The organism is Butyrivibrio sp. INlla18, from assembly GCF_900103635.1.
Classification (GTDB): domain Bacteria; phylum Bacillota; class Clostridia; order Lachnospirales; family Lachnospiraceae; genus Butyrivibrio.
The window spans coordinates 267492-289767 of the sequence record NZ_FMXK01000003.1; the positions used below are offsets into that span (position 1 = coordinate 267492).

At 39.8% G+C, this 22276-nt stretch carries 19 protein-coding genes; 16 read left to right on the forward strand and 3 right to left on the reverse strand.

Features of this window, described 5'->3' with window-relative positions:
- From BLS24_RS01230 to BLS24_RS01250, 5 genes are all read left to right on the forward strand, one after another.
- Nucleotides 1-1377 carry an ATP-binding protein gene (locus BLS24_RS01230; protein ID WP_091755343.1) on the forward strand — a complete coding sequence of 459 codons (1377 nt, stop codon included), beginning with the start codon at nt 1-3 and terminating at the stop codon, nt 1375-1377.
- Nucleotides 1370-3529, forward strand: a complete 2160-nt coding sequence (locus BLS24_RS01235) for a DNA topoisomerase (RefSeq protein WP_091755346.1) — start codon at nt 1370-1372, stop codon at nt 3527-3529. Before BLS24_RS01230 ends, BLS24_RS01235 begins: the two co-directional genes overlap by 8 nt.
- Before the next feature lie 29 nt (nt 3530-3558).
- The gene (locus BLS24_RS01240) at nt 3559-4233 is read left to right on the forward strand and encodes an LbetaH domain-containing protein (protein WP_091755348.1); all 675 of its coding nucleotides are present in this window, start codon (nt 3559-3561) and stop codon (nt 4231-4233) included.
- Nucleotides 4234-4381: 148 nt separating this feature from the next.
- Nucleotides 4382-5074 (forward strand): iron-sulfur cluster assembly scaffold protein, encoded by a 693-nt coding sequence (locus BLS24_RS01245; RefSeq protein ID WP_091755350.1) that lies wholly within the window; start codon nt 4382-4384, stop codon nt 5072-5074.
- A gap of 22 nt (nt 5075-5096) precedes the next feature.
- Nucleotides 5097-6116 (forward strand): GGGtGRT protein, encoded by a 1020-nt coding sequence (locus BLS24_RS01250; RefSeq protein ID WP_071175854.1) that lies wholly within the window; start codon nt 5097-5099, stop codon nt 6114-6116.
- 124 nt (nt 6117-6240) lie between these two features.
- Here the strand turns inward: BLS24_RS01250 and BLS24_RS01255 are convergent, their stop codons facing one another.
- A complete protein-coding gene (locus tag BLS24_RS01255; protein WP_091755352.1) occupies nt 6241-7686 on the reverse strand; it encodes a sensor domain-containing diguanylate cyclase in 1446 nt (481 codons plus the stop codon).
- Between the two features lie 2 nt (nt 7687-7688).
- Nucleotides 7689-9077: a GGDEF domain-containing protein gene (locus BLS24_RS01260; RefSeq protein WP_091755354.1), complete on the reverse strand. Its 1389-nt coding sequence runs from the start codon at nt 9075-9077 to the stop codon at nt 7689-7691.
- A gap of 247 nt (nt 9078-9324) precedes the next feature.
- Between BLS24_RS01260 and BLS24_RS01265 the strand changes: the two genes are divergently transcribed.
- The 5 genes from BLS24_RS01265 to BLS24_RS01285 are packed head-to-tail and all read left to right on the forward strand — an operon-like array spanning nt 9325 to nt 15272.
- Nucleotides 9325-9765: an NfeD family protein gene (locus BLS24_RS01265; protein ID WP_091755356.1), complete on the forward strand. Its 441-nt coding sequence runs from the start codon at nt 9325-9327 to the stop codon at nt 9763-9765.
- Nucleotides 9762-10685, forward strand: coding sequence for an SPFH domain-containing protein (locus BLS24_RS01270; protein ID WP_242872200.1), 924 nt, complete (start codon nt 9762-9764; stop codon nt 10683-10685). Before BLS24_RS01265 ends, BLS24_RS01270 begins: the two co-directional genes overlap by 4 nt.
- A gap of 46 nt (nt 10686-10731) precedes the next feature.
- Complete coding sequence (locus BLS24_RS01275; RefSeq protein WP_091755359.1) at nt 10732-12549, forward strand: ABC transporter ATP-binding protein; 1818 nt, start codon at nt 10732-10734, stop codon at nt 12547-12549.
- Nucleotides 12546-14363 carry an ABC transporter ATP-binding protein gene (locus BLS24_RS01280; protein WP_091755361.1) on the forward strand — a complete coding sequence of 606 codons (1818 nt, stop codon included), beginning with the start codon at nt 12546-12548 and terminating at the stop codon, nt 14361-14363. Before BLS24_RS01275 ends, BLS24_RS01280 begins: the two co-directional genes overlap by 4 nt.
- A 6-nt stretch (nt 14364-14369) precedes the next feature.
- A complete protein-coding gene (locus tag BLS24_RS01285) occupies nt 14370-15272 on the forward strand; it encodes a metallophosphoesterase family protein (RefSeq protein ID WP_091755363.1) in 903 nt (300 codons plus the stop codon).
- A gap of 24 nt (nt 15273-15296) precedes the next feature.
- Here the strand turns inward: BLS24_RS01285 and BLS24_RS01290 are convergent, their stop codons facing one another.
- Nucleotides 15297-15740, reverse strand: coding sequence for a hypothetical protein (locus BLS24_RS01290; protein WP_071175860.1), 444 nt, complete (start codon nt 15738-15740; stop codon nt 15297-15299).
- 406 nt (nt 15741-16146) lie between these two features.
- Here BLS24_RS01290 and BLS24_RS01295 point away from each other — a divergent pair, with 406 nt between their 5' ends.
- From BLS24_RS01295 to speE, 6 genes are all read left to right on the forward strand, one after another.
- The gene (locus tag BLS24_RS01295; protein WP_091755365.1) at nt 16147-16431 is read left to right on the forward strand and encodes a co-chaperone GroES; all 285 of its coding nucleotides are present in this window, start codon (nt 16147-16149) and stop codon (nt 16429-16431) included.
- Between the two features lie 46 nt (nt 16432-16477).
- Entirely contained in the window at nt 16478-18103 is a 1626-nt protein-coding gene (groL, locus tag BLS24_RS01300) for a chaperonin GroEL (protein ID WP_091755367.1), read from the forward strand.
- Between the two features lie 383 nt (nt 18104-18486).
- Entirely contained in the window at nt 18487-19410 is a 924-nt protein-coding gene (locus BLS24_RS01305) for a hypothetical protein (RefSeq protein ID WP_091755369.1), read from the forward strand.
- 65 nt (nt 19411-19475) lie between these two features.
- The gene (locus BLS24_RS01310; protein WP_091755371.1) at nt 19476-19742 is read left to right on the forward strand and encodes a hypothetical protein; all 267 of its coding nucleotides are present in this window, start codon (nt 19476-19478) and stop codon (nt 19740-19742) included.
- Nucleotides 19743-19933: 191 nt separating this feature from the next.
- Nucleotides 19934-21382 carry an aminotransferase class I/II-fold pyridoxal phosphate-dependent enzyme gene (locus BLS24_RS01315; protein WP_091755373.1) on the forward strand — a complete coding sequence of 483 codons (1449 nt, stop codon included), beginning with the start codon at nt 19934-19936 and terminating at the stop codon, nt 21380-21382.
- Between the two features lie 19 nt (nt 21383-21401).
- Nucleotides 21402-22265 (forward strand): polyamine aminopropyltransferase, encoded by an 864-nt coding sequence (gene speE / locus BLS24_RS01320; RefSeq protein WP_071177448.1) that lies wholly within the window; start codon nt 21402-21404, stop codon nt 22263-22265.
- Nucleotides 22266-22276 lie beyond the last annotated feature (11 nt).

A 22276-nucleotide genomic window follows, 5' to 3' on the forward strand; every position in this document is an offset into this window, starting at 1 on the left:
ATGGAAGAAAAAAGATTAGAAGATCTTGCATTTTTAAACAGATATTATGAAAGCGGTCTAACAAATATTCTTGTGGTCTATGGCCACAGGAATACCGCTTATAAGGAGCTTCTTTTAAGATTTATGGAAAATAGAAGAAGCTTCTATTTTAGTGCGCGTTCCGTATCAGAGAGAGAACAGCTCTTTTTGTGGGGCAATGAGTTAAAGGCAAAAAGTATAGAGGTTTCAAAATATCCAACCTATACTGAGATCCTTGAAAACTGCATCGGAGCATCTGTGAAGGTTCCAACTATCCTTGTTATCGACTCGTTTGAGTACGCTGTCAGAGCTTCCAAGAGCTTTATGGAAGAACTTACTTCTTTTGTGGACAAAAATGGCAGAAGCAAGCAGATATTAGTCATCTTATTGAGCCAGGATATCAACTGGGTAGAGAACAGCATGGTTTCAAGTCTTGGAAATCTTTCGGCCAAGATAGCAGGTTTTAGAAAGATAAAGCCCCTTCCATTCTCTGATCTAAGGGCACATTTCCCTAATATGTCTTATAAGGATGCAGTTCTTACTTATTCCATTTTAGGTGGTCAGACAGGCCTTTGGAGATACTTTGATGACAAGTATTCCTTTAAAGAAAATGTCTGCAAAAATATCATTGATGAAGCTTCATTTTTGCATGGTGAACCCTATAGGCTTACTGAGTACAATCTAAGAGAGACAGCAGTTTATCATACGATCCTTTCTCAGATGGCAAGAGGTGTTAACAAGCTAAATGACCTTTATCATGCCACCGGATTTTCAAGAGCCAAGATATCTGTATATCTAAAAACGCTTATTCATCATGACCTTGCCTATAAAGCGTATTCTTTTGGTAACGCCGGAAGAGAAAATGTTATGAAGGGTGTGTACAAGATCGCAGACCCACTGCTGGATTTCTACTTTAGATTTATTTTCCATAATGAAAGTAGTTTAACCTTAATGCCGGCAGAGAAATTTTATGATATATTTATATCTGCAGGAATTCAAAAATATGCCAATGAGTATTTTAAATCTGTTTGCAGAGAATATATCTTTAAACTTGAAGAAAAAGGTCTTTTTCCCTTCGAAATAGGCGACGATGGAGAATGGATCGGTAAGGACGGAACGATCGACCTTATCATGCAGAGCGATACCGGGGATACAGCTCTTGCAATCTGTTCTTGGCAACAGCAGATAACTCATGCCGATTTTGAAAAACTAATTTCCTGCGCTAGTAAAGCAAAACTAGAGGGAGATTATTACTATCTCTTTTCAACGGCTGGTTTTGATCAGTGGCTCGTAGATGCAGCTGCGAAGTCAGATGGCAAGATCAGACTGATCGGGATAGATGAATTAACGAATGTCTAAAAGCGTATATATAGCAGAAAAACCAAGTGTTGCTCAGGCTTTTGCCAGCGCACTTAAAATCGATTTTACCAGGAAAGATGGTTACCTGGAGTCAGATACAGCAATTGTCACGTGGTGCGTCGGACATCTGGTAACCATGAGTTATCCTGAGGTCTATGACGAAAAATATAAAAGGTGGGCACTTGACACCCTTCCATTTATTCCACAAAGCTTCAAGTATGAAGTTATCGGAAATGTCTCAAAACAATTCAAGATAGTAAAAGGATTACTTACAAGAGAAGACGTAGATACGATCTATATTTGTACTGACTCAGGACGAGAGGGTGAGTACATCTATCGTCTTGTTGATATGCAGGCTGGTGTTACCGGCAAAAAGAGAAAGCGCGTGTGGATTGATTCCCAGACTGAGGATGAGATCCTGCGAGGTATCAGAGAAGCTAAGGATGACAGCGAGTATGATAACCTTGGCGCTGCGGCATTTTTAAGAGCCAAAGAGGATTACCTCATGGGTATCAACTTCTCAAGAGCCCTTACTCTTAAGTATGCATATTCCATCAAGAATTATCTTAACATTGATAAATGTGTTATTTCAGTGGGACGAGTTATGACCTGCGTTCTTGGAATCATAGTAGACAGAGAGCGAGAGATCAGAAACTTTGAAAAGACTCCTTTCTACAGAGTCTTGGCCGGTCTTGACCTTGGAGGCAAGGTGAAAGATGCTGAGTGGAGAGTAACACCTGATTCTCACTATGATGGTTCTCCAGAGCTTTATAGTGAAAAGGGCTTCAAGACTGAGGAAAGTGCAAACAGGCTTATTTCATCCCTTGTAGGCATGAATGGAGCTGAGCTTAAAAAGTATGATGATTCTGATGACAAGAAGGTTGTTCTTGAAACAGCGCTTGATGCTGTGGTTGAGAAGTGTGAAAAGAAAAAAGAAGTTAAAAATGCACCCCTTCTTTATAACCTTGCGGAGCTTCAAAATGACTGTTCAAGATTCTTTAAGATAAACCCTGATGAGACACTGGCTGTAGCTCAGGAATTATACGAAAAGAAACTTACAACATATCCTAGAACTGATGCCAGAGTAATGTCATCAGCAATAGCCAAGGTCATAAGCCAGAATATCAAAGGCCTTACATCCTACGAGCCATGCGCAGTCTTTGCAAAGGCAATTCTTCAGCATGAGTCCTATAAAGGAATAGAAAAGACCAGATATGTAAACGATAAGGCTATTACAGACCACTATGCGATCATTCCTACAGGTCAGGGATTATCAGCATTATCAACACTTAGCCCTACATCGGCTTTAGTTTATGAGATAATCGTAAGGCGTTTTTTGGCAGTCTTTTACCCAGCAGCCAATTACCAGAAGGTTGCCCTTGAGATATCAATGAACAACAAGGAAGATGAAGGCAAAAAAGAGCATTTCTTTGCAAACTTCAAGATTCTTGCTTCTAAGGGATATCTTCACGTTATGGACTTTTCTTTTGCCAAGAACAAGAATGATAATAAGGCAAAAGATGAAGAGGCTGAAGGCAAAGGTGATAACGACGCAGAAGAGACAGTTACAGATGAAGAGCTCTTTGAATATCTTCAGAAGATCAAGAAAAATGATGTTTTGAAGGTGGATACCTTTGGAATCAAGGAAGGAGAGACATCTCCTCCAAAGAGATATAACTCTGGAACTATCATTCTGACTATGGAAAATGCTGGTCAGTTCATTGAGGATGAAGAGCTTAGAGCTCAGATAAAAGGCTCAGGAATTGGTACTAGTGCTACAAGAGCCGGCATCCTTACTAAGCTTGTTAATATTGGATATCTTAATCTCAATAAAAAGACTCAGATCATCACACCAACCCAGATGGGAGAAATGGTCTACGAAACTGTAGCGTGCTCTATGAAGCCTATGCTGAATCCTGCTCTTACAGCAAGCTGGGAGAAGGGACTTACAGGAGTTGCAGAGGGTGAGATCTCAGAAAATGAGTATATGACCAAGCTTGACGACTTTGTAAGTAAGAGAACCAACCTGGTTAAACAGAATGACTACAGAGGTCTTTTAAGATCAAGATTTGACTACGTTTCATCCAATTATAAGGAAGTGGCAAAGAGCACAGCCAAGAATGGCTCAAAAAAGAAAGTAAAAGAAAGCTAAATAGCTTTGTATAAATGGAGGTTTTAGAAATGGAAGAGTTTAAGATTAGCAATATGTATGATCTAAATGAGACTATTGCTGCTGACTACATGAAGACCAAGGAATATCCATGGGAGCTTCTTGCAGGCATCAAGGATTACATCATCGAGCTTGGCAACAGCCTTCCAGCTGACAAGTATGAAAAGCGCGGTGAGAATGTTTGGGTAGCAAAGAGCGCAAAGGTCTTTGATTCAGCCTATATCGGTGGACCATGCATCATCGATGAAGAAGCAGAGGTTAGACAGTGCGCATTTATCAGAGGTTCAGCTATTGTTGGTAAGGGAGCAGTAGTAGGTAACTCTACAGAGCTCAAGAACGTTATCCTTTTCAACAAGGTTCAGGTTCCTCACTACAACTACGTTGGTGATTCGATCCTTGGATTCAAGGCACACATGGGAGCTGGCTCTATCACATCAAATGTAAAGAGTGACAAAAAGCTCGTTGTAGTAAAGAATGGTGCTGACGATCAGGTTGAGACAGGACTTAAGAAGATGGGGGCAATGCTTGGCGACAACGTAGAAGTTGGTTGCAACTCAGTTCTTAATCCAGGAACAGTAATTGGCAGATGGTGTAATGTATATCCTCTTTCTTCTGTAAGAGGATGCATCCCAGCACATCACATATTTAAGGACAAAGATCACATAGTTAAAAAGGTAGAAGACTGATAATCTAAAAGTTCTGTTAAAAATATGTCATTCCTTATTGAAATATGATGGAAGATGTGCAAAAATAAAAATGGTGCTCTGCGAGTGCCAAGAAAAATCAGGTAGTAAGTAATGAAAATTACTTTAAAATACGAAAGGAGATTTTTACATGATTTACTCAACAGAGGTAAAAAACATGTGCCCTGTAACACAGGGGGTACATCATGGCGCTGCTCCCATTCCAGAAGAAGCTAAATGGGTTCAGTCAAAAGAAATAAAGGATATTTCAGGATATACACACGGTATTGGCTGGTGTGCTCCTCAGCAGGGCTGCTGCAAGCTTTCCTTAAATGTTAAGGAAGGTATCATTCAGGAGGCACTTGTAGAGACTATCGGATGTTCAGGAATGACACATTCTGCAGCTATGGCTTCAGAAATTCTTCCAGGACTTACAGTTCTCGAAGCTCTTAACACAGACCTTGTTTGTGACGCTATCAACACAGCTATGAGAGAGCTTTTCCTTCAGATCGTTTATGGTAGAACACAGTCTGCATTCTCTGAGGATGGACTTCAGATCGGTGCAGGTCTTGAGGATCTTGGTAAGGGTAACCGTTCAATGGTTGGTACAACATACGGAACACTTGAGAAGGGACCTCGTTACCTTGAGCTTACAGATGGTTACATCACAGACATCGCTCTTGATGAGAATGATGAGATCATCGGATACAAGTATGTTAACTTTGGTAAGATGATGGACTTCATCAAGGCTGGTGATGATGCAAACACAGCTCTTGAGAAGGCTAAGGGACAGTATGGACGTGTTGCAGATGCAGTTAGATGCATCGACCCAAGACACGAGTAATAGGTAAGGAGGAAAAAATACAATGGCTTTATTTGAATCATATGAAAGAAGAGAGCCCCAGATCCTGGCTTGCCTTAAGGAGTATGGAATTTCTTCTATCGAAGAGTGTAGAGATATTACAATGGCAGCTGGCATCGATGTTTACAAGCTTATCGAAGGCATCCAGCCAATCTGCTTTGAGAACGCAAAGTGGGCTTACACAGTAGGTGCTGCTATCGCAATCAAGAAGGGTTGCAGAAAGGCTGCAGACGCAGCTGCTGCAATCGGTATCGGACTTCAGGCTTTCTGTATCCCTGGTTCTGTTGCTGACCGTCGTAAGGTTGGTATCGGACATGGTAACCTTGGAAAGATGCTTCTTGAAGAGGATACAGAGTGCTTCGCATTCCTTGCTGGTCACGAGTCATTCGCTGCAGCTGAGGGTGCTATCGGTATTGCTGAGAAGGCAAACAAGGTTCGTCAGAAACCTCTTAGAGTTATCCTTAACGGTCTTGGTAAGGATGCTGCTCAGATCATTTCACGTATCAATGGTTTCACTTATGTAGAGACTCAGTATGACTACTACACAGGTGAGGTTAAGGAAGTATTCAGAAAGTGCTACTCAAAGGATGCTAATTCACCACGTGCAAAGGTTAACTGCTACGGCGCTAACGATGTACAGGAAGGTGTAGCAATCATGTGGAAGGAGAACGTTGACGTATCTATCACAGGTAACTCAACTAACCCTACAAGATTCCAGCACCCAGTTGCAGGTACTTACAAGAAAGAGCGTGTAGAAGCTGGTAAGAAGTACTTCTCAGTTGCTTCAGGTGGTGGTACAGGTCGTACACTTCACCCAGATAATATGGCAGCTGGTCCTGCTTCATACGGTATGACAGATACAATGGGACGTATGCACTCAGATGCACAGTTCGCTGGATCTTCATCAGTTCCTGCTCACGTAGAGATGATGGGACTTATCGGAGCTGGTAACAACCCTATGGTTGGTATGACAGTTTCAACAGCCGTTTCTATCGAAGAGGCTGCAAAGGCTGGAAAGTTTTGACCTTGATCACTTGACGAGGTTTTTTCGAGTCTAGTGAGCATGGTCGTTCGATCGAGCGTTAGCGAGAGTCGAACTTCCTTATTACTGTTATAGTACAAAAGCGAGCGCTTAGGCGCTCGCTTTTTTATCTTCTTTTTTCGGGATGTTCCTGATAGAACTTATCTTTATCCTTGTACATTTCTTCATCAGCATATCTCATGGCTAATCTCAGATTTCCTGAGCTTTCATCATGGTAATAACCTATAGCGAAATGAAGCCAATCAGGATCACTTGCTTTTTCTCTTAACTTTTTGATCTTGTCTTCAAATGCTGACTTGGAACTAAAGGAGATAATAGTAAACTCATCGCCGCCTGCTCTGTATATCTTATCATCATTAAAGATTTCTTTTAATACTTCAGCAGCATTTACAAGGAGTTTATCACCTTTATCATGACCTCCGGTATCATTGATGGTCTTTAGTCCGTTAAGGTCACAGAAAGCGACGTTAAATGGTTTTGGATCAAACTCTAATTTAAGAGCCAGTTCATCTACGTTGACATTCATACAATTACGGTTAAATACACCTGTTAACATGTCAACATTACTCAAATATTCCAGCCTTTGGAGGAATAAGTGATTTGCTATTTCTGATGAAAGGAAAAATGAAACAAGTTCAATTGTTTCTTTTACTCTTATGACGTTCTTGGTATCAAAATTCGTTATAAAAAGGTAGCCGGTTATTTCCTGCTGGTGAATAAATGGGAAAAGGCATACACTTGTTACCTTGTACTGCTTAAGAGTCTCAACCCAGGCTGGGTTTTTCTTTTCCATCTCAGCCATATCGTTTTCATCTTTGATTATGATGGAGTTAGTCTCTTTTAACAAATTATTCCAACTAGCTACAATATCATATGAGATAGTAGAGAATGCCTTTTCTGGATCTGTTGCATCTCCGATGGCATCACCGCTTAATATCTTATATTCCTTAAGATCCTGGTCAATTGTCATGACTGCTGCGGCTGTGGCATTTGTGTACTCACGAATATCTTTTGTTACTGTGAAAAGACTTGATCTGAATTCTTTTTCATTTCTAAGTTCAAGACAGGTCTTTATTACAAAGCTTGCGATATCAGGTGAAACAGCAGCGTATTTGCCACTGTCCATATCCTTACTAAGGGTGTACAGGAACTGGCAATAAGCTATGTTAGGATCATCAGATTCTCCGCATACTGGAAGGAGAATATTCTGAGTCCAAAAGCCATACATTTTAGTTGTATCTACATAAGTGTTTATGTACTCTTTGTTCCAGGCTGCCTTAAAACATTCATCTTCAAAATTAGGCTCTTTTGGAAGATGAGCAGTGTAGAGCTGGCCTTCGATGTGCTTTTCAAAGTCATCAAAAGAAGGCTTTTCACCAGATTCGTTTTCAGCAAAAAGATCGTAATAACTTTTTTTGAACATGTCATTTATAGCAAAAAACTTAACTTCTCCGCAGCTTCCGTCAGGCTTTTTTTCGACTGACATTACAGTACAGGGGATGCTAGCGGTATTTGCTATTATTTTCATTGACTCATAAGTAATCTTTGCCATAATCACTTCACCATATCAGGATAAGAATTGTAAAATTCCTCATTGAATTCGTGTTCATACTCGTTTGCAAAATGCATAGCGCTATGTAATTCACCTTCAGATGAATCACTGTAATAACCTACAGTAAAGTATATCCAGTTAGGATCATTGGCCTTAGATTTAAGTAGTTCGATCTTTTCTTTAAATTCCTGAGCAGTACAGTTCATTGAGATGATAGCAAATTCATCACCAGATGATCTGTATATATAGTCGCCCTTAAAGACATCTCTTAGGAGCTTACCAGCGTCTTTTAACAGGTTATTACCTGCGTCGTGCCCCTGCTTAATATTGATGGTCTTTAAAGTGTTAAGATAGCAAAATGCTACGCTAAATGGAGCTGGTTCATATCTTAACTGAGCTGCAAGTTCATCGACCTTGTTGTTCATGGCGTTTCTGTTAAGTACGCCGGTTCTGGTATCCATAGCGCTCAAGTTTTTGAGTCTGTCTACAAAGAGGTGATGAGCAGCTTCTGTGGATAAGAAGAACGATACAAGCTCGATGGTATCTTTTAATTTAGCTGTATCATCGGTGTCAAAGTTTGTGATGTACAAATATCCAATGACTGTGTTCTGATGAATGAATGGTACCAGGCAAAGGCTGTGAACATCATTATCTCTAAGAGTTACGGTCCATTCAGGAGCTTTCTGCTCGTAGTATTTCAAGTCTTCTTCATTTGTGATGATGATACAGTCGGTTTCAGCAACTAGTGCTTCCCAGCAGTCAACGACTTCGTAAGGAATCATTGCGAATATATCTCGAAGGCTCTTTTCGTCATTTCTGACACTTTCACTAATGATCTCGTATTTGTAAGCGTCTGGAGAGATGGTCATAATGCAGGATGAGTATGAACCTGTGAATTTCCTGAGGTCTCTAGTTACGAGATCCATGCTGGAATAAAAATCTTCCTCTTTTCTGAGGTTCAAGCATGTTCTGATAACAAAGCTTGCTACTTCAGGAGAGATAGTAGAGTACTTACCAGCATCCATCTCTTTTGTAAGAGTATATAGAAGCTGACAGTAGCCGGTATCTGAACCTTCATCATGTTTTAATGGAACGATGAAATTATCTGTCCAATAACCATATAACCTTGTTGTATCGATGTAGCCATGATAACTTTTGTTGTTCCAAGCTGCATCAAACCAGGTCTTTTCCATTTTTGGATCCCTTGGTAGCTTGTATGTGTATGCCTTCCCTTCAACATCTTCCCCAGTCATGCTGAATTGTTCGTTGGTAGCAAACATGCAGATCTCACCGCAGCTTCCATCAGGATTTTTTTTGACTGATAGTACGCAACAAGGCATATCGCACAGATTAACTAACATTTTGAATTGCTCATAAGTTTTATCTGCCATAAAAAGAAGCCTCCGACAATGCTTTTTTTAAGCTAACATACATTTATACCTGTACTATTCTATAATATCATATTAAGTTAAAAAAAATACAGTATATGGTTTAGTATTTTATGAAAATAGTATTAAATAAATATTGTTTTTCTTAGTTGTATATACTTCCTAGAAATCTAGACTTGTTGTATAATATCTCTTAATGATGATGCGGGAAACTGCGCATCTTAACGCTTATTAAAAGGAGGGGAAAAGAATGGAGATCAGTTATGTGTTTTTTTGGCTCATTATTACTATAGTATTAGCAGTAATCGAGCTTGCAACCATGGGACTTCTCACGATATGGTTTGCAGTTGGTGCAGTAGTTGCTATGCTCATAAGCTTTCTTGATGTTCCGTTCATTGCTCAGTTTACGGTATTCCTTATCGTATCTATCTGTGCAATGCTGGTGGTGAGGCCTTGGGCTGCAGCACATCTTAACAACAAGACCAAAAAGACCAATGTAGATGCTCTTGTTGGTAGGAAGACTATTGTAAAAACAGATATTGATAACATCCATGGTACAGGAAAGGTAGAGCTTGACGGTTCTACATGGCTTGCAACTTCCACTTCTGATGAGATCATCAAAGAAGGAGAAGAGGTTGTTATCAAAGAGGTTCATGGTGCAAAATTAGTTGTTGAAAGGGAGGTTAAATGATCATGGGAGCTTATGCAGTTTTAGTTTTAATATTCTTGATACTTATATTACTTGCGTTTAATATCAAGATCGTGCCACAGGCACATTCATATGTAGTAGAGAGACTTGGAGCTTATAAGGAGACTTGGGATGTAGGTCTTCACTTCAAGGTTCCATTCATCGATAGAGTAGCTAGACAGGTGGATCTTAAGGAGCAGTACTGCGACTTCCCACCTCAGCCTGTTATCACACAGGATAATGTTACTATGCAGATCGACTCTATCGTATTCTTTAGAATCTCTGACCCAATGGCTTATGCATACGGTGTTAGAAATCCTATCGGAGCTATCGAGAATCTTACAGCTACAACACTTCGTAACGTCATCGGTTCACTTACACTGGATGAGACACTTACATCAAGAGATCAGATCAATGCTCAGATGCAGGATGCACTTGACATTGCAACAGACCCTTGGGGTATCAAGATCACAAGAGTAGAATTAAAGAACATCAATCCTCCAGAGCAGATCCGTGATGCCATGGAGAAGCAGATGAAGGCTGAAAGAGAAAAGAGAGAAAAGATTCTTTTTGCAGAAGGTGAGAAGCAGTCACAGATCACTGTTGCAGAAGGTGAGAAGCAGAGTAAGATCTTACAGGCTGAAGCTGATAAGCAGGCTACAATCCTTAGAGCTGAAGCTGAAAGAGAAAAGAGAATAAGAGAGGCAGAAGGTCAGGCTGAAGCTATCAAGAATATTCAGCAGGCTAATGCAGAAGGTATCCGAATGCTCAAAGAGGCAGGAGCTGATGAGTCAGTTCTTACACTTAAGAGTCTTGAAGCATTTGAGAAGGCGTCAAACGGACAGGCTACAAAGATCATCGTTCCTTCAAACATTCAGGGAATTGCTGGTCTTGCACAGTCAATCAAAGAAGTTATCAAGTAATGCCTTTTTATAACCTTCGTATGGCCAATTGACCATAAGGTTAGTTATGAAAAAGACTAGGTTTAAAAATAAAAGTAGTATCGTTTTATATTTTCTAAAGGGAAGTGCTATATTTTTTATCCTGGCCATATTGGTATCATTTTGTGTGACATTTTTGGAACTCATTGGTCCCAAGATTGTCCAGTATACCATTGATAATTGTATTTCAGGTGCTGCCGCTACAAATAGCGGCAGCGTTCCTGATTACATTTTGTTTTTAATGGAAAGGTTAGGTGGCAAGGAATATCTTGGCACTCATCTTTATCTGGTGGCGTTGTTAGTAGCGGTTATTGCTATTTTAACTGCCATTTTCAGATACCTGTTCAGGGTTATCAATTCAATTGCAGCAGAAAAACTTATAAAAAGAATGAGAGACAAGCTCTTTGAGCATATCATGCATCTGCCATTTACCTGGCACGGCGAGAATCACACTGGTGATATTATTCAGCGGTGTACTTCTGATGTAGATACCATCAAGATGTTCATTTCTGAGCAGCTTCTTTCACTTTTTAGGATAATTATCAGGATCGCAGTAGCTATGCATTTCATGATCAGGATAAACGGTGAGCTTACAATAGCTTCAGCTGTATTTATTCCGATAATCGTGCTATATTCATGCTTTTTCCACAACAGGATCAGTACAGGCTTTGAAAAAGCTGATAACGAAGAGGGTAGACTTTCTGCCACTGCTCAGGAGAATTTAACAGGAGTTCGAGTAGTAAGAGCATTTGGTAGAGAAGCTTACGAGAGAGAAAGATTTGAAAATCAAAACTATGAGTATACAAATCTTTGGATCTCTCTTATGAAGACACTGGCTGCTTTCTGGGCTTCCAATGACTTTATATCAGGATTTCAGGTTATGCTCATAACTGTTCTTGGTGCAGTTTATTGCGTAAATGGTGTTATCACAGTTGGTGAATACATTGCCTTTGTTTTCTATAATTCCATGCTTACATGGCCTGTAAGAGCTCTTGGAAGGATCATCTCTGAGATGAGTAAAGCAGGAGTGTCTATTGATAGGCTTAGATACATCATGAATTCTGAAGTGGAAGAAGACGTAGCTGATGCCAAAGAACCTCCTATGGATCAGGACATTACCTTTGAAAACGTGTCTTTTGTCTATGACAACGGTTCAGAGGAAGTTCTTGATAATGTTAGCTTTAAGATAAAAGCAGGCACTACCTTTGGAATTCTAGGCGGAACAGGCTCTGGTAAATCCACACTTATGTATCTCATGGATAGGCTCTATGATCTTCCAGAAGATGGCGGAAGGATCCTTATTGGAGACACAGATATAAAAGAAATAAATAGATCACATCTTCGTGAAAATGTAGGCTTTGTTCTACAGGAGCCATTTCTCTTTTCAAGAACTCTTTCTGAGAATATTGGTATTACACAGAAAGAGAAAAATGAAAAAGAAATACGTGAAGCAGCGAAGATTGCAGCCCTTGATGAGACCATAGAAAGCTTTGGTCAGGGATATGAGACCTACGTGGGCGAAAGAGGCGTGACACTATCTGGCGGACAGAAGCAAAGAACTGCCATTGCGCAGATGCTGGTGTCAAACCCACCTATCATGGTATTTGATGATTCACTGTCAGCTGTAGATACACAGACGGATGCCAAGATCAGAAAGGCTCTTTCAGAAAATAAGGGAAATAGCACAGTTATCATTATCTCACACAGGATCACAACCCTTATGCAAGCTGATAATATATTAGTCCTTGATCATGGCAAGACTTCTGAGATAGGTAGTCACGAAGAGTTACTTAATAACAACGGAATCTATAAGAGAATATTTGATATTCAGATGCAGGGAACATGAATACAGAGAAAAATATAAAACTAAAACTATTTGGGATACCAAAGCTGTATCCCTTCATAAAGCCATATTTACCCAAGATAGTAGTTATGGTGATCCTAGGAATATTAAGTTCATTGGTTGACTCAATATATCCGATCTTTAACAGATATGCTCTCAATAACTTTGTGGGAAAAGGGACCCTTAATGGACTTTCTGTTTTTGTGATCCTTTATCTTGTAATACTTCTTTTACAGGTTATTGATAACTATGCAGCTTGTTATATGTGCGGTCAGGTCGAGATGTCAATGGACAGAGATCTTCGAAATGCATCCTTCAACCATTTGCAGGAGCTTTCATTTGCTTATTTTAATCAGAATAATGTAGGTTACATCCATGCCAGAGTCATGAGTGATACAGGTAAGATAGGCGTAATGGTGTCCTGGAGAATGATGGATATTATTTGGAACGGCTCATATATTGTGTTTGTTCTTTTGATGATGCTCATCTTGAATATTAAGCTTGCGCTATTTGTTATAGTGTTGGTGCCTATTGCTGCGATTCTTACCACATACTTTCAAAAGAAACTTGTTGTCTTAAACAGGAAGATAAGAGAGATAAACTCCAAGATAACAAGTAACTTCAATGAAGGTATCACAGGTGCCAAGGCCATCAAGACTTTGGTAGTAGAAGATAAGATTCAGGGTGATTTTGAAAAAAATACAACGAAGATGTACAAGACTTCTGTACACGCAACTCACTATTCAGCTTTTTTTACATCGGCGATTACCTTGATGTCATCAATTGCCCTTGCAGTAGTGCTGTGGCGAGGCGGTAATATGAAGCAGGAAGGCATCATTGAGATAGGAACTCTTTCAGTGTTCCTTTCTTATGCCCTTGGACTTTTGGAACCTGTTCAGAACGTTATCGTGACTATATCAGAGCTTATATCTGTCCAGGTAAATGTTGAGAGATTCTTTAAGCTGCTTGGGACAGAATCTGACGTTGCAGATACGCCTGAAGTTATTGAGAAATACGGTGATACCTTTAACCCAAAGAAAGAGAACTGGGAACCACTTCACGGTGATATCAAATTTGAAGACGTGTCCTTTATGTATCCAGACGGCGATGAGTACGTCCTTGAGCACTTTAACCTTGATGTTCCTCAGGGCACAAATGTAGCCATCGTAGGTGAGACAGGTGCTGGTAAGTCCACACTTGTAAATCTCGTGTGCAGATTCTTTAAGCCAACTGCAGGTAAGATCCTGATAGATGGCAGAGATGCTGCAGATAGATCTCAGTTATGGCTTCACAGTAATATCGGATATGTTCTGCAGACACCACACCTTTTTTCAGGTACTGTAAGGGATAACTTAAAATATGGTAAGCCTGACGCTACAGAAGAAGAGATCTGGAGCGCTCTTAAGCTTGTATCTGCTGATGGAATCGTTAAGAGAATGGAAAAAGGTCTTGATAGTGATGTTGGTGAAGACGGAGATATGTTATCAACTGGTGAAAAGCAACTTCTATCTTTTGCTAGAGCTATCCTTGCTGATCCCAAGATCCTTGTCCTTGATGAGGCAACAGCTTCTATTGATACTGTGACTGAAAAAGCCATCCAGGATGCCATCATTACAGTGACTAAGGGCAGAACCTCTTTTGTTATAGCTCATAGATTGTCAACTATCGTAGATGCGGATATTATATTAGTTGTACAAGATGGTAAAATAATTGAAAGAGGTACGCACAAACAGCTCATGGAAGCAAAAGGCTATTATCATGAGCTCTTTACCAGACAATTTGCTGAAATGAGCATTAACACAGCTGTAGGGGAGTAACTTAATATGATGGATGTGGCAGTATTTAGTGATATTCACGGCAATCACTCAGCCCTACAGGCTTCAATAGATTACGCTGTAGGAAAGGGTATCACTAATTTTGTCTTATTGGGCGATTATGTAACAGATTGCCCCAATCCTCAAAAGACCATGGAGCTTATCTATGTACTCAAGCAGTACTTTAACACTTATATAATCCGTGGAAACAGGGAGGAATATCTTTTAAACTACAAAAAGACAGGTGAAGGAAGATGGAAAAAAGGCTCCGCCAGCGGATCACTTCTTTATACCTATGAGAATCTTACGGATAAAGACTTTAACTTTTTTGATTCTCTTCCAAACTATGGAATATTCCAGAAAAAGGGACTTCCTGGATTTGAGTATTGTCATGGTTCACCAACTAATACCAGCGAGCTTTTATTTAAAGAAAAGAGAAATACCAAGAAGGTACTAACTCACTTAAAGACTGGTATGCTCCTTCATGGGCACAACCACATTCAGGGCTCATATACATATAGGGGCAAAAAAGCTGTGAATCCCGGATCCATCGGTATTCCCTGGGGGTATGATGGCAAGACGCAGTTTAGCATAATTCATGGGGATGGTAAGTTTTGGGAAGAAGAGTACGTTCAGCTTGAATATAATAGAAAAGAGATCATAAGGGAATTTAAGGCTTCTGACCTTTGCACCTATGCTCCTGCTTGGGCTGCAGTTACTATGCACACCATCAGAACAGGTGTAGACCTTAATCAGACCGTGCTCCTAAGAGCTATGAGACTATGCGAGCAGGAAAGAGGTTATGTAAAGTGGCCAGATATTCCTGAGAAGTACTGGGCTATTGCTCTAAAGGAAAACAATATAGACCTTTACGGAAAGGAAATCCCGATACTAAAAAAAGAGGATGCTTGATGGCATCCTCTTAAATTTTGCTCATTAAATTGTAGTATCAAGAGCAACTGAAGTATCAGCAGCTGTTGTCTTGTTTGCATCCTTGTCATACTGCTTTAACTGATCATCAAGCCAGGATGATTTGTACTTGGCGTATTTGTCAGCAGTTACAGTTGATGTATCAGTCTTTTTAGTATTATCTGTCTTTGTAGTATTATCTGCACCTGCTCTTCCAAGACTGTCTACAAAGTTTGATTTCTTGGTTGTAGCTGTGGCTTTTTTGGTAGTTACTGATTCAACAGCAGTGGTTGTAGAACCGGTCTCACGATATGCATTAAGCGCATTCTGATTACCAACTTTTTTGACATATGCCTTAACCAGTGAACCATATGCTCCGCTCTTAATAGTGGAATAATCACCAATGAGACTACTCATATCATTGACGTAATTATATGATCCGGAAAGGCTGCTAAAGATATTAGCACTCATAGCATTCACCTCCTTGATATTAGCCCGATAGACCTCCATGTCACGGGGAAAACTTCACATTCTTTTGGCCCTTATATTATGGCAAAAAAGCCTGGATTTTGCAATTTTTTGAAGATAAAAAATCTATAAAATAATAATTTCTTTGAAAAAGAGGGATGGATGATTTTGATAAATGGCTTAAATAGTAGGAAATATGACTACATTATTATCAAAAGATAGAAAAAATGAGTATATAAAAGAAAAATGTAGAAAAATGGTGATTTTATAAGAATAAACAGAAATATACAACTTGCATATCATACTAGAAAAAACTAATATATGTTCTAGTAGTTAGCACTCAATATAAATGAGTGCTAACAAATGAAAAAAGTACATAATCAAATGATTATATAAGGAGGCAGTTACAATGAAGTTAGAACCATTATCAGACAGAGTTGTTCTTAAGCAGCTTGAGGCAGAAGAGACTACAAAATCAGGTATCGTTCTTCCAGGCGCAGAAAAGGAGAAGCCACAGCAGGCAGAGGTTATCGCAGTAGGACCTGGCGGAATAGTTGATGGCAAGGAAGTTAAGATGCAGGTCAAGAAAGGTGACAATGTCATCTATTCAAAATATGCTGGAACAGAAGTTAAGCTTGAGGATACAACATATATCATCGTTAAGCAGAACGACATTCTTGCAATTATAAAGTGATGTAGTGATCAGTTATAATTATTAAATTTTTTCGGAGGCGATCAAAATGGCAAAGACAATTAAGTATGGTGCAGATGCCCGCACAGCTATGGTAGAGGGCGTTAATAAACTTGCAGATACAGTTAGAGTAACAATCGGACCTAAGGGTAGAAACGTAGTTCTTGATAAGAGCTATGGTGCTCCTACAATCACAAACGATGGTGTTACTATTGCAAAAGAGATCGAGCTTGAGGATGCCTATGAGAACATGGGCGCTCAGCTTGTAAAAGAAGTTGCTACAAAGACAAACGATGTTGCTGGTGATGGTACAACAACAGCTACAGTTCTTGCTCAGGCTATGATCAACGAAGGTGTTAAGAACCTTGCAGCAGGTGCTAACCCAATCGTACTTAGAAAAGGTATGAAGAAGGCTACTGATGCAGCAGTTGCATCAATCGGCAAGATGGCTACAAAGGTTAAGGGCAAAGAGCAGATCATGAGAGTAGCAGCAGTTTCATCAGGAGATGATGAAGTTGGTCAGATGATTGCTGATGCTATGGAGAAGGTTTCTAACGATGGTGTTATCACAATCGAAGAGTCCAAGACAATGCAGACAGAGCTTGACCTTGTAGAAGGAATGCAGTTCGACAGAGGATACATTTCAGCATACATGGCTACAGATATGGACAAGATGGAAGCTAACCTTGAGGATCCATTCATCCTTATCACAGACAAGAAGATTTCAAACATCCAGGATATCCTTCCACTTCTTGAGCAGATCGTTAAGACTGGTTCTAAGCTCCTTATCATCGCTGAGGATGTTGATGGTGAGGCTCTTACAACTCTTATCGTTAACAAGCTCCGTGGAACATTTAACGTAGTAGCTGTTAAAGCTCCTGGTTATGGTGACCGCAGAAAGGCTATGCTCGAAGATATCGCAATCCTTACAGGTGGTAAGGTTATTTCTTCAGACCTTGGCCTTGAGCTTAAGGATACAACAATGGATGATCTTGGTAGAGCTAAGAGCATCAAAGTTGAGAAAGAGAAGACAACAATCGTTGATGGCCTTGGTGCAAAGAAAGAGATTGAGGCTAGAGTATCTCAGATCAAGAAGCAGATTGAAGAGACAACATCAGATTTCGATAAAGAAAAGCTCCAGGAGAGACTTGCTAAGCTCGCTGGTGGTGTTGCAGTAATCAGAGTTGGTGCTGCTACAGAGACAGAGATGAAGGAAGCTAAGTACAGAATGGAAGACGCTCTCAACGCTACAAGAGCTGCCGTTGAGGAAGGTATCATCTTTGGTGGTGGTAGCGCATATATCCACGCATCTAAAGAAGTTGCTAAGCTTGCTGATACTCTTGAAGGTGATGAGAAGACAGGTGCTAAGGTAGTTCTCAAGGCTCTTGAGGCTCCATTATTCCACATCGCAAACAATGCAGGTCTTGACGGATCAGTTATCGTAAACAAGGTAAAAGAGTCTAAGCAGGGTATCGGTTTCAATGCTTACTCAGAAGAGTATGTAGACATGGTTAAGGATGGAATCATCGATCCAGCCAAGGTTACAAGATCAGCTCTTCAGAATGCTACATCTGTTGCATCAAGCTTCCTTACAACAGAAGCTGCTGTAGCAACAGTAAAAGAGCCAGTTCCTCCAATGCCAGCAGGTGGCCCAGGCATGGGAATGGGCATGTGAGCGATAACGAGTCAAACTCAAAATGACAATAAATGCCGCGAAGCGGTAGTAATAGATAAAACCACGGATCCAAGTTTACTTGGTAATCCGTGGTTTTTCTATTACGTAGAGTGCGTCAGCACGCATTTATTGCCATTTTGAGCTTGACGACAACGGACGATAGGGAAATCGCTTGCGATTTCGCTATATGAGCGATAAGTAATCTATTTTTCTCCTTTACATATCTTTTCTATTTTGATATCCTTACATAGTCTTGCTTCATTCGAAGCATATGCTGCGGCATAAGACGTGTCCATACGTCACTAGATTCATGCCACGCATTTTTCACACTACAGACTTGAAAGGCCTAGTCGGAAAAACTATAATTTAAGGAGAATTTATTAATGACACAAAGCAACACGACAACTAATCAAAAGTACAAGGACAGACTTTTTAATTTCATCTTTGGAAGTGATGAAAATAGAAAGTGGACACTGAGCTTATATAACGCAGTGAATGGTTCAGACTATGATGATCCTATGCTTATAGAGTTTAATACTTTAAAAGATGTACTTTTTATGGGAATGAAGAATGATACTTCATTTTTGATTTCAGACATAATGAGTGTCTATGAGCATCAATCTACTTTCAATCCCAATATGCCACTAAGAATGCTCCAATATGTTGGAGATTTATATGCAGGTTATATTGAGAAAAATAAGTATAACAAATATGGAAAAAAACTTATCAATCTTCCTACACCAAAACTAGTAACATTCTATAATGGATTGTTGGATAAATGTGATGAAACAATGCTAAATCTATCAGATTCTTTCTCAGAAGAAAGTAGAGAAAAATCAGATATAGAAGTTAAAGTACGAATGATAAACGTAAACTATGGCAAGAATAAGCTTCTCATGGACAAATGCCAGCCACTAAAAGAGTATGCATGGTTGATAAATGAGATTAAGCTGTATCAAAAAGATGAATATACAATTTCGGCTGCTGCAGAAAAAGCCATAGATTCAATGCCAGATGAATTTGAAATTAAGAAATTTCTCATAATCCACAAGCAGGAGGTACAGGGAATGCTAGATACAGAATACAACGAAGCTGAGGCTATGGAACTTTTTAAAGAAGAGGGAAGAATTGAAGGTAGAGAAGAAGGTAGAGAAGAAGGTAGAGAAATTGAAGCTGATGTAATCAATGATCTTAATAATAAGCTCCTTGTAGCAGGTAGGGTTGAAGATCTGAAGAAAGCTACTAATGATAGAGAATATCAAAAGCAGCTTATAAGAGAGCTAGTTGATCCAGAGTATAATGGGTAAATGAATTTGAGCCATTGTATTCACATCTTTATGACATGTGCCTCAATGTAGAAGGAGTGATGAATATGTTTTCAAAAGAACTGCAGATGATGGATAGAAATACAGTCATTTACATGATAGATGAGCTTCAAGAAAAGATTGATAAGCAAACAAGTGAATTAAGTGAAAAAGACAAAGAAATAAATGAAAAAGACAAAGAAATAAGTGAAAAAGATAAAGAAATAAGTGAAAAGGATAAGGAGCTAAGTGAAAAGGCAAAGGAACTTAGTCTGAAAGATATAAGAATAGCGGAACTCGAAAAAAAGCTTGAGAGTTATCACCAAGGTAACTAGTAAGTTATTTTAGAAGCTCCTAATGGAAAATCATTGGGAGCTTTTTCTTATACTAAAAAACTTCTTTAATATTATTAAGTTTTATAGTATTATAACTTTACTGTGTAAATTAGATATTATAAGGGGTTGCACGTTTGTTGGCGTGCTACTCCTTTTCGTATGTTTAGTGTAATTTTGGAGGGTATGAATAATTGGATCTTGAGAGACAAAAAAGAGCGCCAATTTATGAGGCTTTAGAGAAATTTAGAAAGCAGCGAGTAGTACCATTTGATGTTCCTGGACACAAAAGAGGACGCGGTAACGCTGAGCTTGTAAGTTTTCTTGGTGATAGATGTGTGGGAATAGATGTTAATTCTATGAAGCCACTTGATAATCTCTGCCATCCTGTTTCTGTTATCAAAGAGGCAGAGGAGCTTATGGCTGATGCTTTTGGAGCAGCTCATGCTTTTATGATGGTTAATGGTACCACCAGTGCTGTACAGGCAATGGTTCTTTCTCATGTAAAAATGGGTGAGAAGATCATCATGCCTAGAAACGTCCATAAGAGTGCTATAAACGCCCTTATTCTATGCGGCGCAGTTCCAGTTTATATAGATCCAAAGGTTGATACCAAGCTTGGTATTCCTCTTGGAATGGAGATAGCAGATGTTCGTAAGGCTGTAGAAGAAAACCCAGATGCTAAGGCTATTCTCATCAATAACCCTTCATATTACGGTATCTGCTCAGACCTTAAGGCTATCGTGGAGCTTGCTCATGAGCATGGCATGAAGGCTCTTGTTGATGAAGCACACGGTACACACCTTTACTTTGGACCACACCTTCCACTTAATGCTATGGCAGCTGGAGCAGATATGGCAGCCATCAGTATGCACAAGTCAGGCGGAAGTCTTACTCAGAGTTCAATCCTTCTGTGTGGACCAGATGCTAACATTGGTTACATCAGTAGGATTGTAAACCTTACTCAGACTACAAGTGCTAGTTACCTCTTACTTGGAAGCTTGGATATTTCCAGACGTAACCTTGCACTTAACGGATATAACAGTTTCGAGAAGGTTACCAAGATGGCTCAGTACGCCAGAGAAGAGATCAATGATATCGGCGGCTACTACGCTTATGGTAACGAGCTCAAAAATGGCGGAAGCATCTTTGATTTCGATGAGACTAAGCTCGTAGTTAATACAAGGAGTATCGGTCTTACAGGTATCGAAGTATATGACCTTCTACGCGACGAATATGATATTCAGATGGAGTTTGGAGATCTCTCCAACGTAATGGCTTATATTTCTATTGGCGACAGACTTCAGGATATCGAGCGTCTTGCCGGAGCCCTTGCAGATATCAGGAGACTTTACTCCAAGCCAGAGCAGAGCTTTTTCTCTGCAGAGTACATTACACCTATAGTTAAGGCAACTCCACAGGAAGCCTTCTATGCAGAAAAAGAACAGCTCCCTATCGATCAGTGTGTTGGTCGCATCAGTGCTGAGTCTGTAATGTGCTATCCACCAGGAATTCCAATCCTTTCACCAGGAGAGGTTATTTCTGAAGATATTTTGGACTACATCAAGACGGCCATGGTTAAAGGCTGTTCAATGCAGGGACCTGAGAGTGAAGATATTTCAGCACTATTCGTGCTAAAATGAGGAGGATAATATGGCTGAAATGGATTATTGGTTCAGTGATATGCACACTGGCAATGTTAAGATCAGTATCAGAATCAGCAAGCAGCTCTTTTCTGGAAGCAGTGAGTTTCAGAGAATAGACGTTTTCGATTCACCTGAATTTGGAAAGTTTTTAACTTCAGACGGAAATATTATCTTTTCAGAAAAAGATGAATTCACATATGACGAGATGATCGTTCATGTTCCTATGGCAGTACACCCTAAAGTTCAGCGAGTTCTGGTACTTGGTGGTGGAGACGGCGGCGTAGCTAGAGAGCTGTGCCACTATGATGAGATCAAGGTCATCGACGTAGTTGAGCCTGACAATATGTTTGTGGATGTATGTAAGCAGTTCTTCCCAGACAATGCTGTTGGACTTGAGGATGACAGAGTTCATATCTATTATCAGGATGGACTTAAGTACCTTCGTAAGTGTGAAGATATGTACGACCTTATCATCAACGATGCTACAGAACCTTTAGGCCATGAAGCAGGTCTTTTCACAAAAGAGTTCTATGGTAGCTGCTACAAGGCTCTTCATGATGATGGAATCATGGTTTATCAGCATGGTAGCCCATTCTATGATGAGGACGAAGAGAGCTGCAGAGCAATGCACAGAAAGGCATACAGAGTATTCCCTGTAAACAGAGTTTATCAGGCACATATTCCTACATGCCCAGCAGGTTACTGGCTCTTTGGATTTGCAAGTAAGAAGTATCATCCACTTAAGGATTTCAATCCTGACAGATGGGATGAGAGAGGTATTAAGACTTGGTATTATACAACTCACCTTCACAAGGGAGCTTTCATGCTACCTAAGTATGTTGAGGACCTTCTTCAGGAAGAGGAAGATATGTCACGTTAATTAGTTTTGGA